The 19,934-nt window shown below is 58.9% G+C and carries 15 protein-coding genes; 5 read left to right on the forward strand and 10 right to left on the reverse strand.

Annotated features, from left to right (window positions below):
- The first annotated feature begins 413 nt into the window (after positions 1-413).
- Positions 414-1,169 carry a hypothetical protein gene (locus tag ACR0M9_RS19960; protein WP_480774467.1) on the forward strand — a complete coding sequence of 252 codons (756 nt, stop codon included), beginning with the start codon at positions 414-416 and terminating at the stop codon, positions 1,167-1,169.
- 74 nt (positions 1,170-1,243) lie between these two features.
- Here the strand turns inward: ACR0M9_RS19960 and ACR0M9_RS19965 are convergent, their stop codons facing one another.
- The 3 genes from ACR0M9_RS19965 to ACR0M9_RS19975 form a co-directional block, all read right to left on the reverse strand.
- Positions 1,244-1,891: a response regulator gene (locus ACR0M9_RS19965; RefSeq protein WP_480774468.1), complete on the reverse strand. Its 648-nt coding sequence runs from the start codon at positions 1,889-1,891 to the stop codon at positions 1,244-1,246.
- On the reverse strand, positions 1,888-3,213 hold the full coding sequence (locus tag ACR0M9_RS19970; protein WP_480774469.1) for a sensor histidine kinase: 1,326 nt from the start codon (positions 3,211-3,213) through the stop codon (positions 1,888-1,890). The genes ACR0M9_RS19965 and ACR0M9_RS19970 overlap by 4 nt, the downstream gene beginning before the upstream one ends.
- Positions 3,214-3,442: 229 nt before the next feature.
- Complete coding sequence (locus tag ACR0M9_RS19975; RefSeq protein WP_480540018.1) at positions 3,443-4,405, reverse strand: zinc ABC transporter substrate-binding protein; 963 nt, start codon at positions 4,403-4,405, stop codon at positions 3,443-3,445.
- A gap of 57 nt (positions 4,406-4,462) precedes the next feature.
- Here ACR0M9_RS19975 and ACR0M9_RS19980 point away from each other — a divergent pair, with 57 nt between their 5' ends.
- The 3 genes from ACR0M9_RS19980 to ACR0M9_RS19990 are packed head-to-tail and all read left to right on the forward strand — an operon-like array spanning position 4,463 to position 6,521.
- On the forward strand, positions 4,463-4,975 hold the full coding sequence (locus ACR0M9_RS19980; RefSeq protein WP_480484831.1) for a Fur family transcriptional regulator: 513 nt from the start codon (positions 4,463-4,465) through the stop codon (positions 4,973-4,975).
- Between the two features lie 2 nt (positions 4,976-4,977).
- Positions 4,978-5,724 carry a metal ABC transporter ATP-binding protein gene (locus tag ACR0M9_RS19985; RefSeq protein ID WP_480484830.1) on the forward strand — a complete coding sequence of 249 codons (747 nt, stop codon included), beginning with the start codon at positions 4,978-4,980 and terminating at the stop codon, positions 5,722-5,724.
- Positions 5,724-6,521 carry a metal ABC transporter permease gene (locus tag ACR0M9_RS19990; protein WP_480547457.1) on the forward strand — a complete coding sequence of 266 codons (798 nt, stop codon included), beginning with the start codon at positions 5,724-5,726 and terminating at the stop codon, positions 6,519-6,521. Before ACR0M9_RS19985 ends, ACR0M9_RS19990 begins: the two co-directional genes overlap by 1 nt.
- A 120-nt stretch (positions 6,522-6,641) precedes the next feature.
- Here ACR0M9_RS19990 and ACR0M9_RS19995 read toward each other — a convergent pair whose 3' ends face one another.
- The 7 genes from ACR0M9_RS19995 to xdhA all read right to left on the reverse strand — a co-directional run bounded on the left by ACR0M9_RS19995 (position 6,642) and on the right by xdhA (position 16,026).
- Entirely contained in the window at positions 6,642-7,715 is a 1,074-nt protein-coding gene (locus ACR0M9_RS19995; protein WP_480774470.1) for a BMP family ABC transporter substrate-binding protein, read from the reverse strand.
- Positions 7,716-7,747: 32 nt separating this feature from the next.
- Positions 7,748-8,668, reverse strand: coding sequence for an ABC transporter permease (locus ACR0M9_RS20000; protein WP_209598075.1), 921 nt, complete (start codon positions 8,666-8,668; stop codon positions 7,748-7,750).
- 2 nt (positions 8,669-8,670) lie between these two features.
- A complete protein-coding gene (locus ACR0M9_RS20005) occupies positions 8,671-9,753 on the reverse strand; it encodes an ABC transporter permease (RefSeq protein ID WP_267363631.1) in 1,083 nt (360 codons plus the stop codon).
- 63 nt (positions 9,754-9,816) lie between these two features.
- Entirely contained in the window at positions 9,817-11,334 is a 1,518-nt protein-coding gene (locus ACR0M9_RS20010) for an ABC transporter ATP-binding protein (RefSeq protein ID WP_480488998.1), read from the reverse strand.
- Positions 11,331-12,266 (reverse strand): xanthine dehydrogenase accessory protein XdhC, encoded by a 936-nt coding sequence (gene xdhC, locus ACR0M9_RS20015; RefSeq protein ID WP_480774471.1) that lies wholly within the window; start codon positions 12,264-12,266, stop codon positions 11,331-11,333. Before xdhC ends, ACR0M9_RS20010 begins: the two co-directional genes overlap by 4 nt.
- Positions 12,266-14,668, reverse strand: coding sequence for a xanthine dehydrogenase molybdopterin binding subunit (xdhB, locus tag ACR0M9_RS20020; protein ID WP_480774472.1), 2,403 nt, complete (start codon positions 14,666-14,668; stop codon positions 12,266-12,268). The genes xdhC and xdhB overlap by 1 nt, the downstream gene beginning before the upstream one ends.
- Complete coding sequence (xdhA, locus tag ACR0M9_RS20025) at positions 14,665-16,026, reverse strand: xanthine dehydrogenase small subunit (protein WP_480540026.1); 1,362 nt, start codon at positions 16,024-16,026, stop codon at positions 14,665-14,667. Before xdhA ends, xdhB begins: the two co-directional genes overlap by 4 nt.
- Positions 16,027-16,371: 345 nt before the next feature.
- On the opposite strand from xdhA, the gene dnaE reads away from it, so the two are divergent.
- Positions 16,372-19,872, forward strand: coding sequence for a DNA polymerase III subunit alpha (gene dnaE, locus ACR0M9_RS20030; RefSeq protein ID WP_480774473.1), 3,501 nt, complete (start codon positions 16,372-16,374; stop codon positions 19,870-19,872).
- The last annotated feature ends 62 nt before the right edge of the window (positions 19,873-19,934 follow it).

Consider the following 19,934-nt stretch of genomic DNA (forward strand, 5'->3'; position numbering starts at 1 on the left):
AACACCTAGGTATCGGACGGGTGGGGCGAACAAGATGAAACCGTCTGTTTGTTCGCATTGTGGTAATTGTCGTGGTCAATTGCGATCGTCAGATTTCTTCTAAAATAGTATATTTCTATTCAGTTCGCCGATGGCGCTAAGCAGAAAGAAAACGACAGCTGTCAAATCAAGACCCGCCAACCGCTGAAGCCGAGTTCCGCAATACATGGAAAGCAACGCGGCAACACCTCATTGCCCAAGGCCTAAATTGGATCACCAGATCCATTTGAGTGATGGATATTTGAAACTCTCATTCCTCGGACCCGGACAATCGGCCGGAAAATCATCAGACCTAAGCCCGATGTAGCGAAGCCGGGCCCGGGATAATCTGCCTCCAATACAGGATAACGCCTCGAACAGGATTGGAGACGAAAATGAATACCCGGAAAAGAACTGGTCAGCTTCTCAGCACGGTAGCGCTGGCGTCGCTGATTGTGATGACACCCTATGTGCCGGCTTTTGACGCAGACGGTCATCTGCGGATGGAACCTGTTTACGCGTTTGCAAAGAGCGGGAAAGGGAGTGATGGCAACGGCGGGGATGATGACCATGACAGCAACTCCGGGTCGGGCAGCGGCGGTGATCGTGACGACAATTCCGGATCGGGTAAAGGTGGTCACGACGATGATGACGACGACGACGATGACGATGATGACGATGGTTCGTCACGCTCGGGCCGGGGCGATAAGAAGGACCGGTCTCAATCTGAGGGGCAGTCATCGGGGTCGGCTGGAATAACAAAGGTCGAGACAAGCGCGAGCGGCATAGAAGTACGCTATGCTGACGGCACCAAGGAAGAGATTGAAAACGGCCGGTACGAAAGAAAGAACGCGCAGAACCGAACAGTCGAGGAACGACCGGCCACCGGTGCCGACGTTTCGCGCCTTCGGTCACTGGCAAACGGTATCTCAATCGACAGCGTGCGCTCGCCCGGGCAGAGTGGTGGCGCTGGAAGTAACCCGGCAAAAATCGAAATTCAGGGCAACAATATCGAAGTTAGTTACGCAAACGGCTGGAAAGAAGAGATCGAGGGCGGGCGTTACGAGTTGAAAGACCCGTTCAACCGGACCGTCGTAGAAAGAACCGCAACTGCGGCGGATCGCAGCAGACTTCAGGCGATTGCCAACTGAGTGACGAACTTTGGCGATTGTGCGGGGCGGTTTCTTTTCTTGAGAGACCGCCCTGGTCTTTGAGCGCCTGACCCCTAGTCTTTCTTGTTCCAGGCCTCATGCGCGATAAGAGCGGCCTCCACCCGGTTTCGCGCATGGAGCTTGGACAGGATCGCCGTCATGTAATGCTTGACGGTTTTCTCCTGTATTCCCAACTCATCGGCTATTTCCCGATTGCTCAGCCCTTTGGCGACGCGTCTTAGGATTTCTTCTTCGCGATGGGTAAGATCATCTATGGCGTCAGCTTCTTTCTGCGACCCGTTTCCGCGATTGATCTGAAGCAGCATGCGCGACGCTAGACCCGGCGAGACGAACCCTTCGCCCGAGGCGATACTGCGCAGCGAAGCTGTCAATTCGCGTGCTGTCACGCCCTTGACGATATAGCCAATGGCACCCGCCTCCAAAGCGTCTGCGACGTCACTGCTATTTTCAGAGACCGTCAATATCGCGATGAAAGGCGGGTTCGCCATTTCAGCAATTCTGCGGGTCGCGCTTATGCCGCCACCGGGCATCGACAGGTCGAGGATGGCGATGTCAGGTTGATGGGTTCGGACAAGGGAAACGGCCTCATCCGCGTTTGATCCGGCGGCAAGAACCTTGAAGCCGTCGGCCTCCTCCAATGTGCGGTGTAAACCGTCCCTGAAAATCGGGTGATCATCTGCGATAACGACTGAAGTTGTCATGATGCACTCATCTTTCTGGGAAGCAACGTCATAGCAACAGTGGTGCCCTTGCCTGGGGTTGACGTCACTTCGAACCGACCGCCAATGCTTTCGACCCGGTCACGCAAGCCGACAAGGCCCTGGCCCCCGTCCTCACGCAGAACCGCCTCGCCGGAGGGGGCGAACCCGGGGCCGTCGTCGCTGACCTGAACGGTAATGCGATCATCTTGTACGTCGCAGGTGACAGTGCACTGGGACGCGGGCGCATATCTTGCGGCATTGGAAAGCGTTTCTTGCAGGAACCGGAAAACGCACAACTTGCCCGAGATTGACAAATTTGGCGACGGATTGCCCTGAAAGGAAATACCGGGGCGAAAAGGGCTGTGTTCAGAATGGTCCTCGACAGCTCTTTTTACCACATCAACGAGCGCCAGATTTTCGATGTCTGGCGCGAACAACCCCCGTGACAAGGCGCGAATTTCTGCCAAAGACTTCTGCAAAGATTGCTGAATTTCTTCGGCCTCGGTGGGCATCTCCGGCTTGTCGCCGAATGCAGCCTCCAGTCGAAGGGCGGCGAGGGACAGGTATTGGGCAGGGCCGTCATGCAGTTCCGCGCCGAGTTTCCTGAGGAACCTGTCCGTTTGCGCAGCATATCTTTCCGATGCATCAATGACGCGCGACCGCAGCATGGCATTCTGTGCGGCCATCTTTTCACTTTCGGCAAGACGATCATTCAGAAGGCGCCCTTGCCGTCGAATGGTGTTGTCGCCGATTGCGACAATGGAAAACAGAACAATCGTGCTTGCCGCAAAGGCCGAGCCAACGATCAACCAGCTTGTTCTTCTGGCTCTGGCCATGTCCAGTTCCAGCTGATCGGCCTTTTCATAAAACTCGGCGACCGCGATGATTTTCCCCGACCAGATTTCGCGAATGGGGCTGTAGACTTCCAGCAATGGAATGCCAAGCGCAGCCTCTGCCGCGCTTTCTTCGTCGTCCAGCTCTTCAAATGAGCCCGAGATTTCTCCAGCCCATGCGCGTTTCAGGTCATCTGTCGGCTCGAAGCGGCGACCGATGATGGCGGAATCCGATGCGTATGCAATCTCGCCATCCTGTTTCCAGAACTTGTACGAGGCAATGCGTTCGCGCATCGGCTGGGTCATGAAAATCTCGTCCAGCGCCCGGCTGGCCTGTTCGGAAAGGCGGTCTCCATGCGCCAGCTCCTGGCTGAGTGGGGACAAAATGCTTTCCATGTACAATGCCGCAGAGTTGGCGGAATTTTGTACAACCGCATTTTCGATCCGGTTCGATACCCAGTGACCAACAAACACCGTTGCAGTCCCCATGACCACAACACTTGCCGCGAGAAAAACGCGCGACAAAGACCAGTTGCCAATTGTCAGGTCGGTAATTTTGGGTCTCATTTCGCAATCGACTATGAACGACAATTGTTTGACGCGCTACAGACCATGGTCTGATGCGCTTCTCCAATGTTCCAAACCTGATGCGCAGATCGGGACTTGGCCCTTTTGGGTGCACCCCGGCAGGTTTCCGCGTCCCGATCCCAGTCCCGGTTCAACGGGTTTTCAAACACTCCGACAGGGTTTGCGCCATGTTACGAATGACTTGCGGGTACAGAGACGGCCCGGGTTCCAGAGCCGAGCCCAGTGGATCGATCACACCGGATTGTGCCGATGTTCCATCCAACACGGTTTCGACGATGCCCGGATTGAACTGTGGTTCAGACAATACGCAGTTGATGCCTTCGGCGTGAATGCGACCTTGAATGGCGGCAACTCGCGCGGGGCTTGGGTCGGACGCGTCGCTCAGGGAAATCGCGCCCGATGCAGGGAAACCAAACGCAACCTCAAAATACTGGTAGGCATCATGAAACACGATGAAGCTGCCGCCGCGAACCGGTTCAAGCAACTCTTCCACTTCTGCGGAAAGCACGTTCATTTCTTCGCGCGCCGCTTCGGCATTTGCTAAATACGCAGCGGCGTTGTCGGGATCCGCTGACGACAGTTGATCCGCGATCAGGGTCAGCCAGGCTTTGGCATTCGTTGGCGAAAGCCAGGCATGTGGGTCATGAGAGTCATGATCATCATGGCCTTCGTGATCGCCATGGTCGTCATGGTCTTCGTGACCCGCATCGTCCGCGTGATCATGCGCCTCAAACAATGCGTCTTCCCGGAACTCAAGAAGCCCCGTACCCTTTGCGTCCAATAGGGCTGTGGCGGTCGCACCTTGGGCAAGAGTTTCTATCGCACTTTCCAGCCAGGGTGTCAGGTCTTCTCCTACCCAGAACACCAGATCGGCGTTTTGCAACGCGGCTGCCTCGGACGGGCGCAGATTGTATTCATGCGGCGAGGCACCCGGTGCGACGATCAGGGCAGGTGTTCCCACACCCGCCATGACACGGGCCACCAGCGAATGAACCGGGGCAATGTCCGCGGCAACGTTTGGCGCATCTGCGCGGGCCGGTCCACCCAGCAGTGCAACTGTGATAGATAATGGAAGAAGAAGCGTTCTGGACATCGGGCCCTCTGTGTGATTTTATAACATTTCAAGCGGCAATACATGATATGTAATAACATGACAAGTGATGTGCACCCAGTTATTGGCAAAGACGCGGCTCCGGTCGGGTTTCAGGAACATGACCACCAGAGCTGCGTCGCAACGGCTCTGACATCCGCCGAAGTCCGGTGCAAAGCGGAAGGGCTGCGGCTGACGCCGGTTCGGCGCAAGGTTCTTGAGATGTTATTGCACGAACATCGCGCCCAAGGTGCCTATGCAATCCTTGACCGGTTGCGCGACGAAGGGTTCGGGTCCCAGCCTCCGGTCGCTTATCGGGCGCTGGAGTTTCTTGTACAAAACGGATTTGTCCACAAGATCGAGCGGCTGAACGCGTTTGTCGCCTGCTCTCATCCCGGTGCGGCGCATTCACCTGCTTTCATGATCTGCCGAAAATGCGACGCCGTAGCCGAGGCGCAATCTGCCCCGTCCAAAGGTGTTCTTGGCGCTGCCGCGCGCGCGGCGGGTTTCGAGATCGAGCGAACGGTTGTAGAGGCTGAAGGTCTCTGCCCCGACTGCACCGAAAAGGCATAAAGATGGCGCTGATCACTGTCGAGAAACTCAGCGTCCGCTATGGCGCGCATACCGTACTGCATCATGTGGACATGGTCATTGAGCCGGGTGAAATCGTAACCATCGTTGGCCCGAACGGATCAGGAAAGACCAGCCTGCTGCGCGCCATTATCGGTGCGACACGGCCTTGTGCCGGTCAAGTGTCACTGAAGCCCGGATTGAAAATCGGCTATGTGCCGCAGAAACTGCATGTCGATCCGACACTACCGATTTCTGTCGAACGGTTCATGCGTCTGACCGATCCTGTGTCGCGCAGGCAATGTGTCGAGGCGCTTGAATCGGCGGGTGTGCCGGATCTGTTGAAACGCCAGATGTCGCAACTGTCCGGTGGACAGTTCCAGCGGGTGCTGCTGGCTCGGGCTTTGATCAACCGCCCGGATATTCTGTTGCTGGACGAAGCGACACAGGGGTTGGACCAACGGGGGTCGGCCAGCTTTTACCAGCAGATCGAGGCTGTCCGGCGCGAGACCGGATGCGCCATTCTGATGATCAGCCACGAACTGCACGTGGTCATGAGTGCGTCGGACCGGGTGATATGCCTCAATGGGCATGTCTGTTGCGAAGGATCGCCGGCTGTGGTCGCCTCGGCGCCCGAATATCGGGCCTTGTTCGGAACCGGAACAGGCGGTGCGCTTGCCCTTTATCGTCATGAACATGATCACCATCATGATCATGACCATGATGCGAGTACACAGGAAGCGGCGGAATAATGCTGGATGATTTCATGATGCGGGCAACGCTCGCAGGTATTGGCGTGGCGTTTGCTGCGGCCCCCCTTGGGTGTTTTGTCGTATGGCGTCGCATGGCGTATTTTGGCGATGCAACCGCACATGCCGCGATTTTGGGCGTGGCCCTGTCCCTGACGTTTCAGATGTCGATCTTCACGGGCGCGCTGGCCGTCGCTTTGGTCATGGCGCTGACCGTTTCGCTTTTGGCCGGTCGCGGTTATGCGATGGACACGCTGCTGGGGGTTCTGGCGCATTCTGCGCTGGCCTTCGGACTGGTTGCAGTTTCATTCCTGTCCGGTGTCCGGATTGACCTGATGGCATATCTGTTTGGGGATATTCTGGCGGTCTCCCGTTCGGATCTGGTCGTGATCTGGGGCGGTGCGGCGCTTGTCGTGGCGCTGATTGTCTGGCGTTGGTCGCAACTTCTGACCGCGACACTGAACGAAGAACTGGCCTATGCCAGCGGCTTCGATCCAAGGCGAGAACAACTGATCCTGACCCTGTCACTTGCCGTGACCGTAGCGGTGGCGATCAAGGTTGTGGGCGTATTGCTGATCGCCGCAATGCTGATCATTCCGGCGGCCGCTGCGCGAAACCTCGCGCGGTCACCAGAATCGATGGCCCTGATTGCTGCGGGAATAGGTGCGCTTTCGGCCATCACAGGGCTAAGGGCCGCGTATGTATTCGACACTCCGGCAGGGCCCTCGATCGTCTGCGTTGCCGCGATCGTTTTTGCGTGTCTCAGCCTGATCGGGTGGCGAACGCAGGACAGGGCCTAAAGGTTCCGTAGGTCGTCGCAGCCGTTACATCCCGGTCATCCGGTAATATGACCGAAGCGAATACGCCACGAAAAAAGGCCCGCAAACCTGCGGGCCTTGATGCATTTCTACCCGCGTCGTTTACTGCGGGATATCGCCTTCCAGCCCTTCAATATAGAAGTTCATGCCAGCCAGCGTACCGTCGTCGGCCACTTCGCCCTCGGCCAGCCAGTCGCTGCCGTCCTGCTTCTTCAGCGGTCCGGTAAAGGCATGATAGCTGCCATCGGCCAGCGCCGCCTTCAGGGCCAGTGCCTCTTCTTTGATGTCCGCAGGAACTGCATCCGAAATCTCACCGATTTCTACCATGCCCGGCCCGATACCGTCCCAGGTATTGGACGAGGTCCAGGTGCCGTCCATCACAGCTCGCGTGCGCGCAATGTAATAGGGTCCCCAGTTGTCGATGATCGAGGAAACACGCGGTTTGGGGGCGTATTCGCTCATATCCGAAGCCTGACCGAAGGTGATCACGTTACCCGCCTCTTGTGCGGCGGCCTGCGGAGCGGTCGAGTCAGTGTGCTGCAGGATCACGTCGGCGCCCTGTTCGATCAGAACCGAAGCGGCGTCAGCCTCTTTTGCCGGGTCGAACCAGGTATAGGCCCAGACGATCTTGAACTGGACATCCGGGTTTGCCTTCTTGGCGTGGATATAGGCCGAGTTGATACCGCGGATCACCTCGGGGATCGGATAAGACCCGATATAGCCGATGATGTTCGATTCGGTCATTCTACCCGCGATATGCCCCTGAACCGCACGACCTTCGTAGAAACGCGCCGAATAGACCGAGACGTTGTCGGCCATCTTGTAGCCTGTCGCGTGCTCGAACTTCACGTTCGGGAATTTCTTGGCCACATTGATGGTTGGATCCATATAGCCAAATGAGGTGGTAAAGATCAGATCCGCGCCTTCCAGCGCCATCTGGGTCATCACGCGTTCGGCGTCCGGGCCTTCCGGCACCGATTCAACGAATACAGTCTCGACCTTGTCGCCGAACTCTTCTTCGATCGCCAGACGGCCCTTGTTGTGTTCATAGGTCCAGCCACCGTCGCCGACAGGGCCGACATAGACAAAACCGACCTTGGTCTTGTCTTGCGCCACTGCGCCGGTCGCAAGACCAAGCGCTATCGCGGCAGTTGTCAGAAGTGATTTGAATTTCATGTAGTTACTCCCCAAGTTGGTTCAGTTGGCCCCTAGTGTGAGGCATGGAAGGTCCGGCCCAGTGAGGCAGGTGCGCTGCTCTTGTCGGCCGAAAGGATCACAAGCACAAGGATCGTGATGAGATAGGGTGACATTGCCAGATACTCGACGGGAATGGCAACGCCCGCTGCCTGCAAATTAAGCTGCAAGACGGTAATGCCGCCGAACAAATATGCACCCAGCAGGACCCGCCATGGTTTCCAGCTGGCAAACACCACCAGCGCCAGCGCGATCCAGCCGACACCTGCGGTCATGCCCTCGGTCCATTGCGGCACACGGATCAGGCTGATGTAAGCCCCACCCAGGCCCGCGCAGGCCCCGCCGAACAGGATCGCCATGATACGGATTTTGATGACCTTGTAGCCAAGCGCATGGGCGGCATCGTGGTTTTCACCAACCGCCCGCAGGATCAACCCGACGCGGGTGTACTTCAGGACGGCCCAGACCACAGCGGTCAGCGCAATGCCCAGATACAGGATGGGGTCGTGCCGAAACAGGATCGGGCCGATGACCGGAATATCGCTAATCAAAGGGATGTGGATATCGCCCATGCTGGGGGGTTTGACGCCCACATAGCTTTGCCCCATCAAGGCGCTGAACCCCAGTCCAAACAGGGTCAGCGCAAGGCCGCTGGCAACCTGGTTGGCCAATGCAAACTGTGTCAGCAGGACGAACAGCAGCGACAGCACGGCCCCGCCAATGGCGGCAGCAACAAAGCCCAGCCAGGGCGAGCCGGTTTCGACCGAGATCGCAAAACCGCTGATCGCGCCGACGATCATCATGCCCTCGACACCAAGGTTCAGAACGCCTGCCTTTTCCACGACAAGCTCTCCGATCGCGGCCAGCAGAAGGGGGGTTGCGGCCACCATAAGCGAGGCAACCAGAAGAACGGGATTGATTTGACCAAGGTCCATGATCACGCCACCTCGCTACGCGCCGCACGGATGCGGAAGTTTGTCAGAAGATCGAAGGCCAGCAGGAAAAACAGCAGCATTCCCTGAAACACCTGAATGGCAGCGGCAGGCAGACCCAGCTGCGATTGTGCAATTTCGCCGCCAATATAGGTCAGCGCCATCAGGCCCCCGGCCAACAGGATACCCACCGGATGCAGGCGGCCCAGAAACGCGACGATGATCGCGGTAAAGCCATAACCCACGTTGAAGTCGATGCTGATCTGACCGGACGGGCCGGACACCTCGAACATACCGGCCAGCCCGGCCAAAGCGCCCGAAATTCCAAGGCAGAACAGGATCAGGCGCGCCGGATTCACACCTGCAAACTTTGCGGCGCGGGGGGCCTCACCCGTCAGGCGGATATGGAAGCCCAGCATGTGACGGTTCAGCAATACATAGGCAAAGATCACCGCGATGAAGGCCGCGACAACACCCCAATGCATCCCGGAACCGGCAATCAGCTCGGCATTATGCGCGCTTTCATAGGATTGCAGGTTGCGCGATCCGGGAAAGCCGAACCCTTCGGGGTTCTTGAGAAGACCCAGCGAGACCGAGGCCAGCATCTGCTCGGCCACGTAGACCAGCATCAGCGACACAAGGATTTCGTTGGTGCCGAAACGCACCTTCAGCAAAGCCGGGATCGTTGCCCACAGCCACCCGCCAAATGCGCCTGCGACCACCATGATCGGGAAGATGTACCAGGCGTCGAGCGGATAGAAGGCCAGACCTGCGCCCGCGCCGAATATGGCGCCCATGATGTATTGTCCTTCGGCCCCGATATTCCAGATACCGGCCCGAAAACCCAGCGACAATCCGATTGCGATCAGCACTAGGGGCGCGCCTTTGACCAGCAATTGAGGGCGGTAATAGAATGCGAACTCTCCAAACAGCGGCTCCCAGAAGATGGTACCGATGGCTTCGACCGGATTTTTCCCCAAAATGGCAAACAGCAACCCGCCAAACACCATTGTTGCCAGCACCGCCACAAGGGGGGTCGCGTAAGACCAGGCCCTGGACGGCTGTGGCCGTTTCTCCAACACAATCATCTGCTCATCCCCCCAGATGTTTCATCTTTTCGCAAATACTCTAGCCGAAGGCGGCCCAGCAGATCACACATGTGCCACCTCCATGCCATGGGCGCCGCCCATCATCAGGCCAATCTCATCCACCGTCAGGCCGGTGGTCGGGCGCGGTGCGCTCAGCCGACCTTCGTTCAAGGCCGCAAAACTGTCCGAGATCTCCATCAGCTCATCCAGATCCTGCGAGATGCAGATCACCGCTGTGCCTTTCGCCGCAAGATCGAGTATGGCTTGCCGGATCGACGCGGCCGCCGCGGCATCCACCCCCCAGGTTGGCTGGTTTACCACCAACACATCAGGGTTTTGCAGCACTTCGCGTCCAATCACGAATTTCTGCAGGTTACCGCCGGACAAGGACCGCGCTGCGTTTTCGGGCCCGGGCGTGCGAACGTCGAAGGCTTCGATGATCTTTTCGGCAAAACTCCGGGTTTCGGACCATTTCAAGAAGCCATTTTTCTCAAGCCCTTCCCGCACAGATCCGGTCAGCAAAGCGTTTTCGGTCAGGCTCATGTCGGGTGCCGCTGCGTGGCCTAACCGTTCCTCGGGCGCGGTCAGAACGCCCAGCTTACGGCGCGCTGTCGGGCCGAGCTTGCCGATCGCCTGACCGTTGAACTTGATTGCATCCGCCGATGTCAGGATTTCCCCGGACAACACGCCCAGCAACTCATCCTGCCCGTTTCCGGCAACGCCGCCGATGCCCAGAACCTCGCCCTTGCGGACCGTCATGTGCACATTGCGCAATGCGGTGCCGAATTCCGAAGGCGAGGGGACTGACAGCCCGCTGACATCCAGCGCGACCTCGCCCAGTTCCCGGCCCGAGCGTTCGGGCGTCTGCAAGGTTGACCCGACCATCATCTCGGCCATGTCACGCGCCGAGGTTTCAGCGGGGACACATTCGCCCACGTTCTTGCCCAGACGCAGGATCGTAGCATGGTCGCATAGCGTTCGGATTTCCTCCAGTTTATGCGAGATATACAGGATCGAGGTTCCCTCGGAGCGTAGCTTGTTCAGCGTCTCAAACAGGATATCAACCTCCTGCGGGGTCAGAACCGAGGTCGGTTCGTCCATGATCAGCAGTTTGGGGTCCTGCAACAGGCAGCGGATGATCTCGACCCGCTGGCGTTCGCCTGCGGACAGGTCGCCAACCGTGCGAAACGGGTCCAGCGGAAGGCCATAAGTTTCCGAAACTTCGCGAATGCGCGATGCCAGATCCCCCATCGGGGGCGGGTTCTCCATCCCCAGCGCGATATTCTCGGCCACGTTCAGCGCGTCAAACAGCGAAAAATGCTGGAACACCATCGCGATCCCATCCGCACGGGCCGCGCGGGGTTCGGGCGGCGCAAACGGATTGCCGCGCAGTTTCATGGTGCCGCTGTCCGGCTTCACAAGCCCATAGATCATTTTTACCAGTGTGGATTTCCCCGCGCCGTTTTCACCCAGCAGCGCGTGCACTTCGCCTTCACCGATGTCAAAGGACACCTGATCATTGGCCACAACACCGGGGTAGGCTTTGGTCAGCCCTTGCAAGCTCAAAAGTGGAATGGTCACGCGCTCAGGTCCTTCTTCAACTTGTTTTGCAGGGCCGGGCGCAGCAATTGTGCAGCGACGCCCACGGCGATCATATGTGGATGCTTCCCCATCGACGGGTCACCGATCGGGCAGGTGATCCGGCTTATCCGTTCAGGCGGATGTCCAAGGGCGGCCAACCGCGACCGGAATCGCGCCCATTTCGTAGCCGAGCCGATCAGCCCCGCAAAGCCAAAATCGTGCAAAAGCAGTCTGTTGCACAGTTCAAAGTCAAGGCTATGCGAGTATGTCAGCACAAGATGTTCGGCGGCACATGGGGCGTGGCGGACCAGCTCGGCCGGTTTTGCCGCCGGAACAATTGTCACGCCCACTGGCACAGCTGCCGGAAAGCGCTGACGGCTGGTGTCCACCCAGGTGATCGCAAGATCAGGAAGCGGGGACAGCACATCCACCAGCGCCCGGCCGACATGGCCCGCGCCCCAGATCCACAGATTGCGCGTGGGCTTGTGAACGGGTTCAACCATCCAGCCGTCAACCAGCTGCGGTTCAGGCGCAATCCCCTGTCCGCGCGCCGTCGCCAGCATTCGCTTGACCGACAGGGGCATCGCGCCATCCTTGGTCGGGCGCGCGATGACGGCATCGTCCAGATCATTGACGGTTTTTGCGTCGTAAACCTCGCTCAGCAGCGACACGGCACCGCCGCAGCATTGCCCCAACTCGGGTCCAAGCGCATGATGCGTCAGGCGGGTTGGCGTGGTTTGCAACCGCGCGGCATGTGCCGCCTGGTATTCCAGTGTTCCGCCGCCGATTGTGCCGCTTTGCCCGCCGTCCCAGACCAGCATGGCGGCACCAACTTCACGTGGAGACGACCCTTTGATCCCGGCGATGACCACCCGGACCACTTTGCCGTGGGTTTTGACCGCCTCCCTCAAAGCCTCAAGGTCAAATCCCATCAGATGCCTCCCTTCATCCTCTGGACGCCGCGCCAGACTTCTTCGGCGGTGGCGGGCGCATTGAGTGCCGGATAAGTATCCCCGCAGGCCGCCACCGCATTCGAAAGCGCCAGCCAGGCTGATATTCCCAGCATGAACGGGGGTTCCCCCACGGCTTTCGAGCGATAGATGGTGTCCTCTCGGTTCTCGCCATCCCAAAGTGCGACGTTGAATATGTCGGGCCGGTCGGAACAGGCCGGGATCTTGTAGGTTGAGGGCGCATGCGTGCGCAGGTTGCCGTTTCCGTCCCAGACCAGTTCCTCGGTCGTCAGCCAGCCCGCACCTTGCACGTAACCGCCTTCGACCTGTCCGACATCCAGCGCCGGGTTCAGCGAAGCGCCCGCGTCATGCAGGATATCTGTGCGCAGAATGCGGTTCTCGCCCGTCAATGTGTCCACAGCCACCTCGGTGACCGAAGCACCATAGGCGAAATAGTAAAACGGGCGACCGCGCCCCGCGATCCGGTCCCATTCGATCTTGGGCGTTTTATAAAAGCCGGTGGCCGACAGGCTTATGCGACCCTGATAGGCCAGTGCGGCAGCTTCGGCGAACGTGTACCGTTCTTCACCAACCGAAACGTGGCCATCCGTGAACGTGACGGCAGAGGGGTCGGCCTGATGCCGTTCAGCCAGATAATCGGCCATCCGGTCGCGGATCGTATCGCAGGCCGCTTTCACCGCCATACCGTTCAGATCGCTGCCTGAAGACGCCGCCGTGGCCGAGGTATTGGGCACTTTTGCCGTATCCGTGGCGGTGATCTTGACCATCTCAAGCGGGATGCCGAAACGCGCCGCGGCCACTTGTGCGACCTTCTGGAACAGGCCCTGACCCATCTCGGTGCCACCATGATTCAGGTGCACCGAACCATCCTGATACACATGCACCAGCGCACCGGCCTGGTTCAGATGGGTCAGCGTAAAGGAAATTCCGAACTTGACCGGAGAAAAGGCGATGCCCTTCTTGATCACGCTGTTTTCGGCATTCCATTTCTCGATGGCCGCTTTGCGCGCGGCATAGTCGCTGGACTTCATCAGCGCTTCGGTCATGCCATGCAGTTCGAAATCGCTGACCTCCATGCCGTAGGGCGTCGTGTTGCCACCAGCGGGCAGGGGGCGGACCGGGGCGGTCCCTGTTTCCACTGCGCCACGGCTGGTCAGGTCTTCGTGCGGGTCGGGATGACCCAGCGGTTTCTCGTGGGGTTGGACTTCGGCAACCTTATGCGCGGGCTCGTAATAGTTGCGGCGGCGCAATTCCACCGGGTCCAGCCCAAGTTCATGCGCGGCGTGGTCCATCACCCGTTCGATGGCAACCATCCCCTGCGGGCCACCAAAACCGCGATAGGCGGTGGCTGACTGCGTGTTGGTCTTCAACCGATGGCTTTCAATCCGGGCATTGGGCAGCAGGTAGGCATTGTCAGAATGCAGCATCGCACGGTCGGCGACGGGCAGGGACAGGTCCTGTGCCCAGCCGCAAATCGCGTATTGCAGAAAGGACACGCCCTGAATGTGACCCTGTTCGTCAAATCCCGCGCGATAGGAAATCCGGAAGGCGTGGCGTTTGCCGGTGATGATCATGTCATCATCGCGGTCATAGCGCATCTTGCAGGCTTTGCCGGTCGCCCGCGCCGCCACTGCGCAGGCAACGGCCAGCGCGTTCCCCTGGCTTTCCTTGCCGCCGAACCCGCCACCCATGCGCCGGGTTTCGACGCGGATCGCATGCATGGGCAGGCCCAGAGCGTCCGCCACCTTGTGCTGTATCTCGGTCGGGTGCTGGGTCGAGCTGTGGACAAGCATGTCGCCGCCTTCATTCGGCACGGCAAGCGCAGCCTGACCTTCCAGATAGAAATGCTCCTGACCGCCGATCTCGAACGTTCCGTCGATGACGTGGGCGGCGCTTTCAATCGCGGCGTCCGCATCGCCCTTGGCATAGATGCGGGGCCCGTCTTCAAATCGGCTGTCTGCGGCCAAAGCCTCTTCCACCGTCAGGATCGGTGCTTCCTCGGCATAGTCGATCTTGCCCAGCCGAACCGCCTTGCGGGCGGCCAGATGGCTGGTGGCAACCACAAGGAAAACAGGCTGGCCGATATAGTGAACCGTCCCGTCGGACAGCAAAGGCTCGTCATGGATCGAGGGCGAAACATCGTTGGCAAAGGGCAGGTCCTGTGCCGTCATGACCCTGACGACCCCGGGTGCCGCTTTCACGGCAGACAGGTCCATCGCGGTAATCGTGCCCTTGGCGATCGGGCTCAGGCCAAAGGCCAGATGCAATGTGCCCTTTGGCGTCGGGATGTCGTCCACATACCGGGCGGAACCGGATACGTGCAGCGGTGCCGCGTCATGGGGAAGGGGTTTGGTTACGCTCATGCCGATACCTCCAGCACGTTGGTCACTTGGCCCTGATCCTCAAGGAAGTACCGTTCCAGCATCGCTTTGGCGGTCTCAAGCCTGTACGTGGCCGAGGCGCGCATATCCGTAAGCGGTGAATAATCGTCGGCAAAAGCGGGCAGAGCGGCGTCAATCGCCTCGCGCGCCCACGGTTTGCCGATCAGCGCGGCCTCGACATGGGTTGCCCGTTTCGGAATGCCAGCCATACCGCCAAACGCGATGCGCGCATCTGTCACCTGTCCGTCCGAAATGGTAACGTTGAAACATCCGCACACCGCCGAGATATCCTGATCGAACCGTTTGCTCAGCTTGTAGCATTTCAGCCGGTCCGCCTGACGCAGGAAGCTGACGGCTTCGACAAACTCACCCGGTGCGCGGTCCTGTTTCCCGTAATCGATGAAGAAGTCTTCCAGCAGGACTGACCGGCGCTCATCACCTTTGCGCAGGTGCAGCGTCGCACCCAATGCGATCAGCGCGGGCGGGTTGTCTCCGATTGGCGAGCCATTGGCGATGTTGCCGCCCACAGTGGCCGCGTGACGGACCTGAACACTGGCATAGCGCCGGATCATTTCTGCATAGGATGGGTGAATGTCCGCCAAGGCTTCGCCCATACGGTTCATATCGACCATGGCACCGAAACGAATTTCTTCGTCGGTGATCGTGATCTCTTTGAGATCGTCACAGCGGTTCAGGAAGATCACCGGATCAAGATCGCGTAGTTGCTTGGTCACCCAAAGCCCAACGTCTGTTGCGCCCGCAACCAAAGTGGCATTCGGGTTCTCGGCATATACGGCAGCCAGCGCGTCGGACGAGCCCGGCAGCATGGGTGAGGTGGCGGGCGTTGCGACAGGCTTGTCTTTAACCCAGACAGGCACGGGCTGTTTCTCGGCCGCTTCGGCTGCGCGAATAATGGGAGCGTAACCCGTGCAACGGCACAGATTACCGGCAAGCTGTGTATCGTGATCCGTCGCGCCATTGGTGTGACCGGCCACCATCGACATGACAAAACCGGGCGTGCAAAAGCCGCATTGCGAACCGTGCAGGTCAACCATGGCCTGCTGAACCGGATGGACCTCGCCATCGGGGCTGCTGGCGCCTTCGACGGTTCGAACCGCCTTGCCATGCAGTTGCGGCAAGAAAAGGATGCACGAGTTCAGGGCCTTTGCACCACCCGCATCCGTCACCATGACAGTGCAGGCACCGCAATCGCCTTCGTTGCAGCCTTCCTTGGTGCCGGTCAGGCCACGATCTTCACGCAGCCAATCCAGCAGAGTGGCTGTCGGATCGATGTCCGTCAGCTCCACTGTCTCTCCGTTCAGAAGAAACGTGATGTCCATTCGAGAAACCCGTCGCCTTACCCGGTTGCGCCCTGGTGGTGCCCTCCTTCGATGCGACGTAGAAAGAGTGGCGGGCGGATAGCTTGCCAATGGATGTTAGAAACAGCATGCGTGATCTGGCAAGAAAAACTGCCTGTATGATGCATCATTACAGCCAATCGGCGTGGAATTGCGCACCCTGTGTAAATATCAGTTGTTTGAAACTAAAGCGTTTTTTTGTCAGTGAAGATGTCGCTTTCCGAAGCACCTTCTGGAAAATCCGAATAATCGAAAATGATTATTTTGCCAAACAACGGCGCAGGTTCCGGCTTTTGCATGCCTCGCGGCTAGGGTAGCCTGCCGTTCATGAGCAGTACCCCCCGATTCATTCACCTACGTGTTCACACCGAATATTCCCTTCTGGAAGGCGCTGTGCGGCTGAAAAAACTGCCCGCCCTGTGCGAGAAGATGGAGATGCCTGCCGTTGCAGTGACTGACACGAATTCCATGTTTTCGGCGCTGGAATTTTCGGTGACAGCCAGTCAGGCTGGTGTCCAGCCGATCATGGGATGTCAGGTTGATCTGACTTATGTGCAGTCGCAACCGGGGGAAAAACAAAAATCGCCCGCGCCGCTTGTTCTGCTGGCACAGTCCGAGGCGGGGTACGAGAACCTGATGAAGCTGAGCACGTGCCTTTACGTGGACAAGGGCGGGCAGTTGCCGCAGGTCACGCTGGACGAGCTTGCGGACCGCGCCGACGGGCTGATCTGCCTGTCCGGAGGGCCTGACGGGCCGGTGGGCCGCCTGTTGCAACAGGGGCAACGTCCGGCGGCCGAGGCGCTGGTGGATCGGTTGGCCGCGATTTTCCCGGATCGTCTGTATATCGAACTCCAGCGTCACCCAGGTGAAGACGGCCAACCCGAGGCCGAACGCCAGACCGAGCGCGGCCATATCGAGATGGCCTATGCCAAGAACCTGCCGCTAGTTGCCACCAATGACGTCTATTTCCCGACCTCGGATATGTACGAGGCCCATGATGCGCTGATCTGTATCGCCGAAGGGGCTTATGTCGACCAGCAGGAAGGTCGCCGCCGCCTGACCGCGCAGCATTATTTCAAGTCGCAGCAGGAAATGGTGACGCTGTTCGCTGATCTGCCCGAGGCCATTGAGAACACGGTCGAGATCGCGCGGCGTTGCGCCTTTATGGCTTATCGCCGCGATCCCATCCTGCCGAAATTCGCCGATGACGAGGTCGCTGAACTGCGCCGCATCGCGAATGAAGGCTTGCAGAAACGTTTGGCGGTAATCCCCCATGCGGTGACGCCCGAGGAGTATCAGGAGCGGTTGGATTTCGAACTTGGCATCATCGAAGGCATGGGCTTTCCTGGTTACTTCCTGATCGTTGCCGACTTTATCCAATGGGCCAAGGATCACGATATTCCGGTTGGACCGGGGCGGGGATCGGGTGCGGGCTCGCTGGTGGCTTATGCGCTGACAATTACCGACCTCGACCCGCTGCGTTATAGCCTGCTGTTTGAACGGTTCCTGAATCCCGAACGGGTTTCGATGCCCGACTTCGATATCGACTTCTGCATGGATCGCCGAGAAGAGGTGATCCGTTACGTGCAGCAGAAATACGGGCGCGACAAGGTGGGGCAGATCATCACTTTTGGTGCCTTGCTGTCAAAGGCCGCCGTGCGCGACATCGGGCGGGTGCTGCAAATGCCGTACGGGCAGGTGGACCGTCTGTCTAAGATGATCCCCGTGGAAGGTGTCAAACCGGTTTCCATCGAAAAAGCCCTGAAGGACGAGCCGCGCCTGCGGGAAGAAGCGCGCAACGAAGAGGTGGTGGATCGTCTGCTGACATACGGCCAGCAGGTCGAAGGGCTGCTGCGCAACGCCTCGACCCACGCGGCTGGGGTTGTGATTGGCGACCGGCCACTGGACGCGCTGGTGCCGATCTATCAGGACCCGCGATCCGACATGCCTGCGACCCAATTCAACATGAAATGGGTGGAACAGGCCGGGCTGGTAAAGTTCGACTTTCTGGGTCTGAAAACCCTGACCGTGATCCAGAACGCGATGGACCTGATCTTCAAGTCCGGACGGAAGCTGCATATCGCCGCCGATGGCACCGAGCTTTACGAACCTGCCGAGGGGGCCGAGAACCAGATCAACGCCATCCCGCTGGATGACGAGGCGACGTATAAGCTCTATTCAGCGGCCAAGACGGTCGCGGTGTTCCAGGTGGAAAGCTCGGGCATGATGGACGCGCTCAAGCGCATGAAACCCACCTGTATCGAGGATATCGTGGCCCTCGTCGCGCTCTATCGTCCCGGCCCGATGGAGAACATCCCGACCTATTGCGAGGTCAAGAACGGGCTGCGCGAGATCACATCCGTTCATCCGCTGATCGACCACATTCTTGAGGAAACCCAGGGCATCATCGTCTATCAGGAACAGGTGATGCAGATCGCACAGGTGATGGCCGGGTATTCCCTTGGCGGCGCGGACCTGCTGCGCCGCGCGATGGGTAAAAAGATCAAAGAGGCGATGGATGCCGAACGCCCCAAATTCGAAAAAGGCGCGGCAGAAAACGGGGTGGATGCCAAGAAAGCCAGCGAAGTCTTCGACCTGCTGGAAAAATTTGCCAATTACGGCTTCAACAAATCCCACGCCGCCGCCTATGCGGTGGTCAGCTATCAAACCGGCTGGTTGAAGGCGAACCATCCGGTCGAATTCATGGCGGGTGTCATGAATTGCGATATTCATCTGACCGACAAGCTGGCGATCTATTTCGAAGAGGTCCGAAAAGGGCTGGAACTGCCGTATATTCCACCTTGTGTGAACCGCTCTCAGGCCACGTTCGATGTTGATAACGGACATCTGGTCTATGCGCTGGGCGCGCTCAAGAATGTGGGTGTCGAGGCGATGAATCTGATCGTTGCGGGTCGCGCGGACAAGCCATTTGCCAACCTGTTCGATTTCGCCCGCCGCGTGGATTTGAAGAAAGTGGGCAAACGCCCGCTTGAGATGCTGGCCCGCGCCGGAGCCTTTGATGAGCTGGACCGGAACCGCCGCCGCGTTTTCGAAAGCCTTGATGCACTGGTGCAGTATTCGGCAGCGATCCATGAACAGAAGAATTCGAACCAGGTGTCGCTGTTTGGCGAGGCCGGAGATGACCTGCCCGAACCACGCCTGTCGCTGACCCCCGACTGGCTGCCGGCTGAACGTCTGAGCGAAGAGTTCAAGGCCATCGGCTTCTACCTCTCTGGTCATCCGCTGGATGACTATATGCCGGCCTTGAAGCGTAAACAGGTTCTGACGCTGGACGAGGTGACCGAGAAAGCCCGTTCTGGCCCGCTGATTGCCAAGATGGCCGGAGTGGTTGCCGGGCGGCAGGAACGGAAATCGGCCAAGGGCAACCGGTTCGCCTTTGCCCAGCTTTCGGACCCGACCGGCGCTTATGAGGTCACGCTGTTTTCCGACACGCTGGAGAAATGCCGCGAGTTTCTGGAAACCGGCGCTCAGGTGGTTCTGACCGTCGAGGCGACGGTGGAGTCCGATCAGCTCAAGCTGCTGGGTCGTTCGGTTGGACCAGCGGATTCTGTAGTGGCCGAAGCCGGGGCGACGGGACTGCGCATCTTTGTCGACGAAGCGCGGGCGGTGCCAACTATTGCAACGGTTCTTGAAGAAGCCGCAACCGCCGCCAAGGGTGCGGCCCGCGGACCGATCCAACTGCTGTTGCTGGACCCCGGCCTGCCCGGCGACGTCGAAATCGACTTGGGGCGTGTGTTCCCGATCAATCCCCAGATCAAGGGCGCGATCAAATCGCTGGAAGGCGTGATGACCGTCGAAGAGATCTGACACCGCTTTGTTGCCAGACAGTTAGCGCACCGCTAGGCTGACCTTGCAAATATGTCTTCTGA

Source organism: Ruegeria sp. CH2 (genome assembly GCF_056537065.1).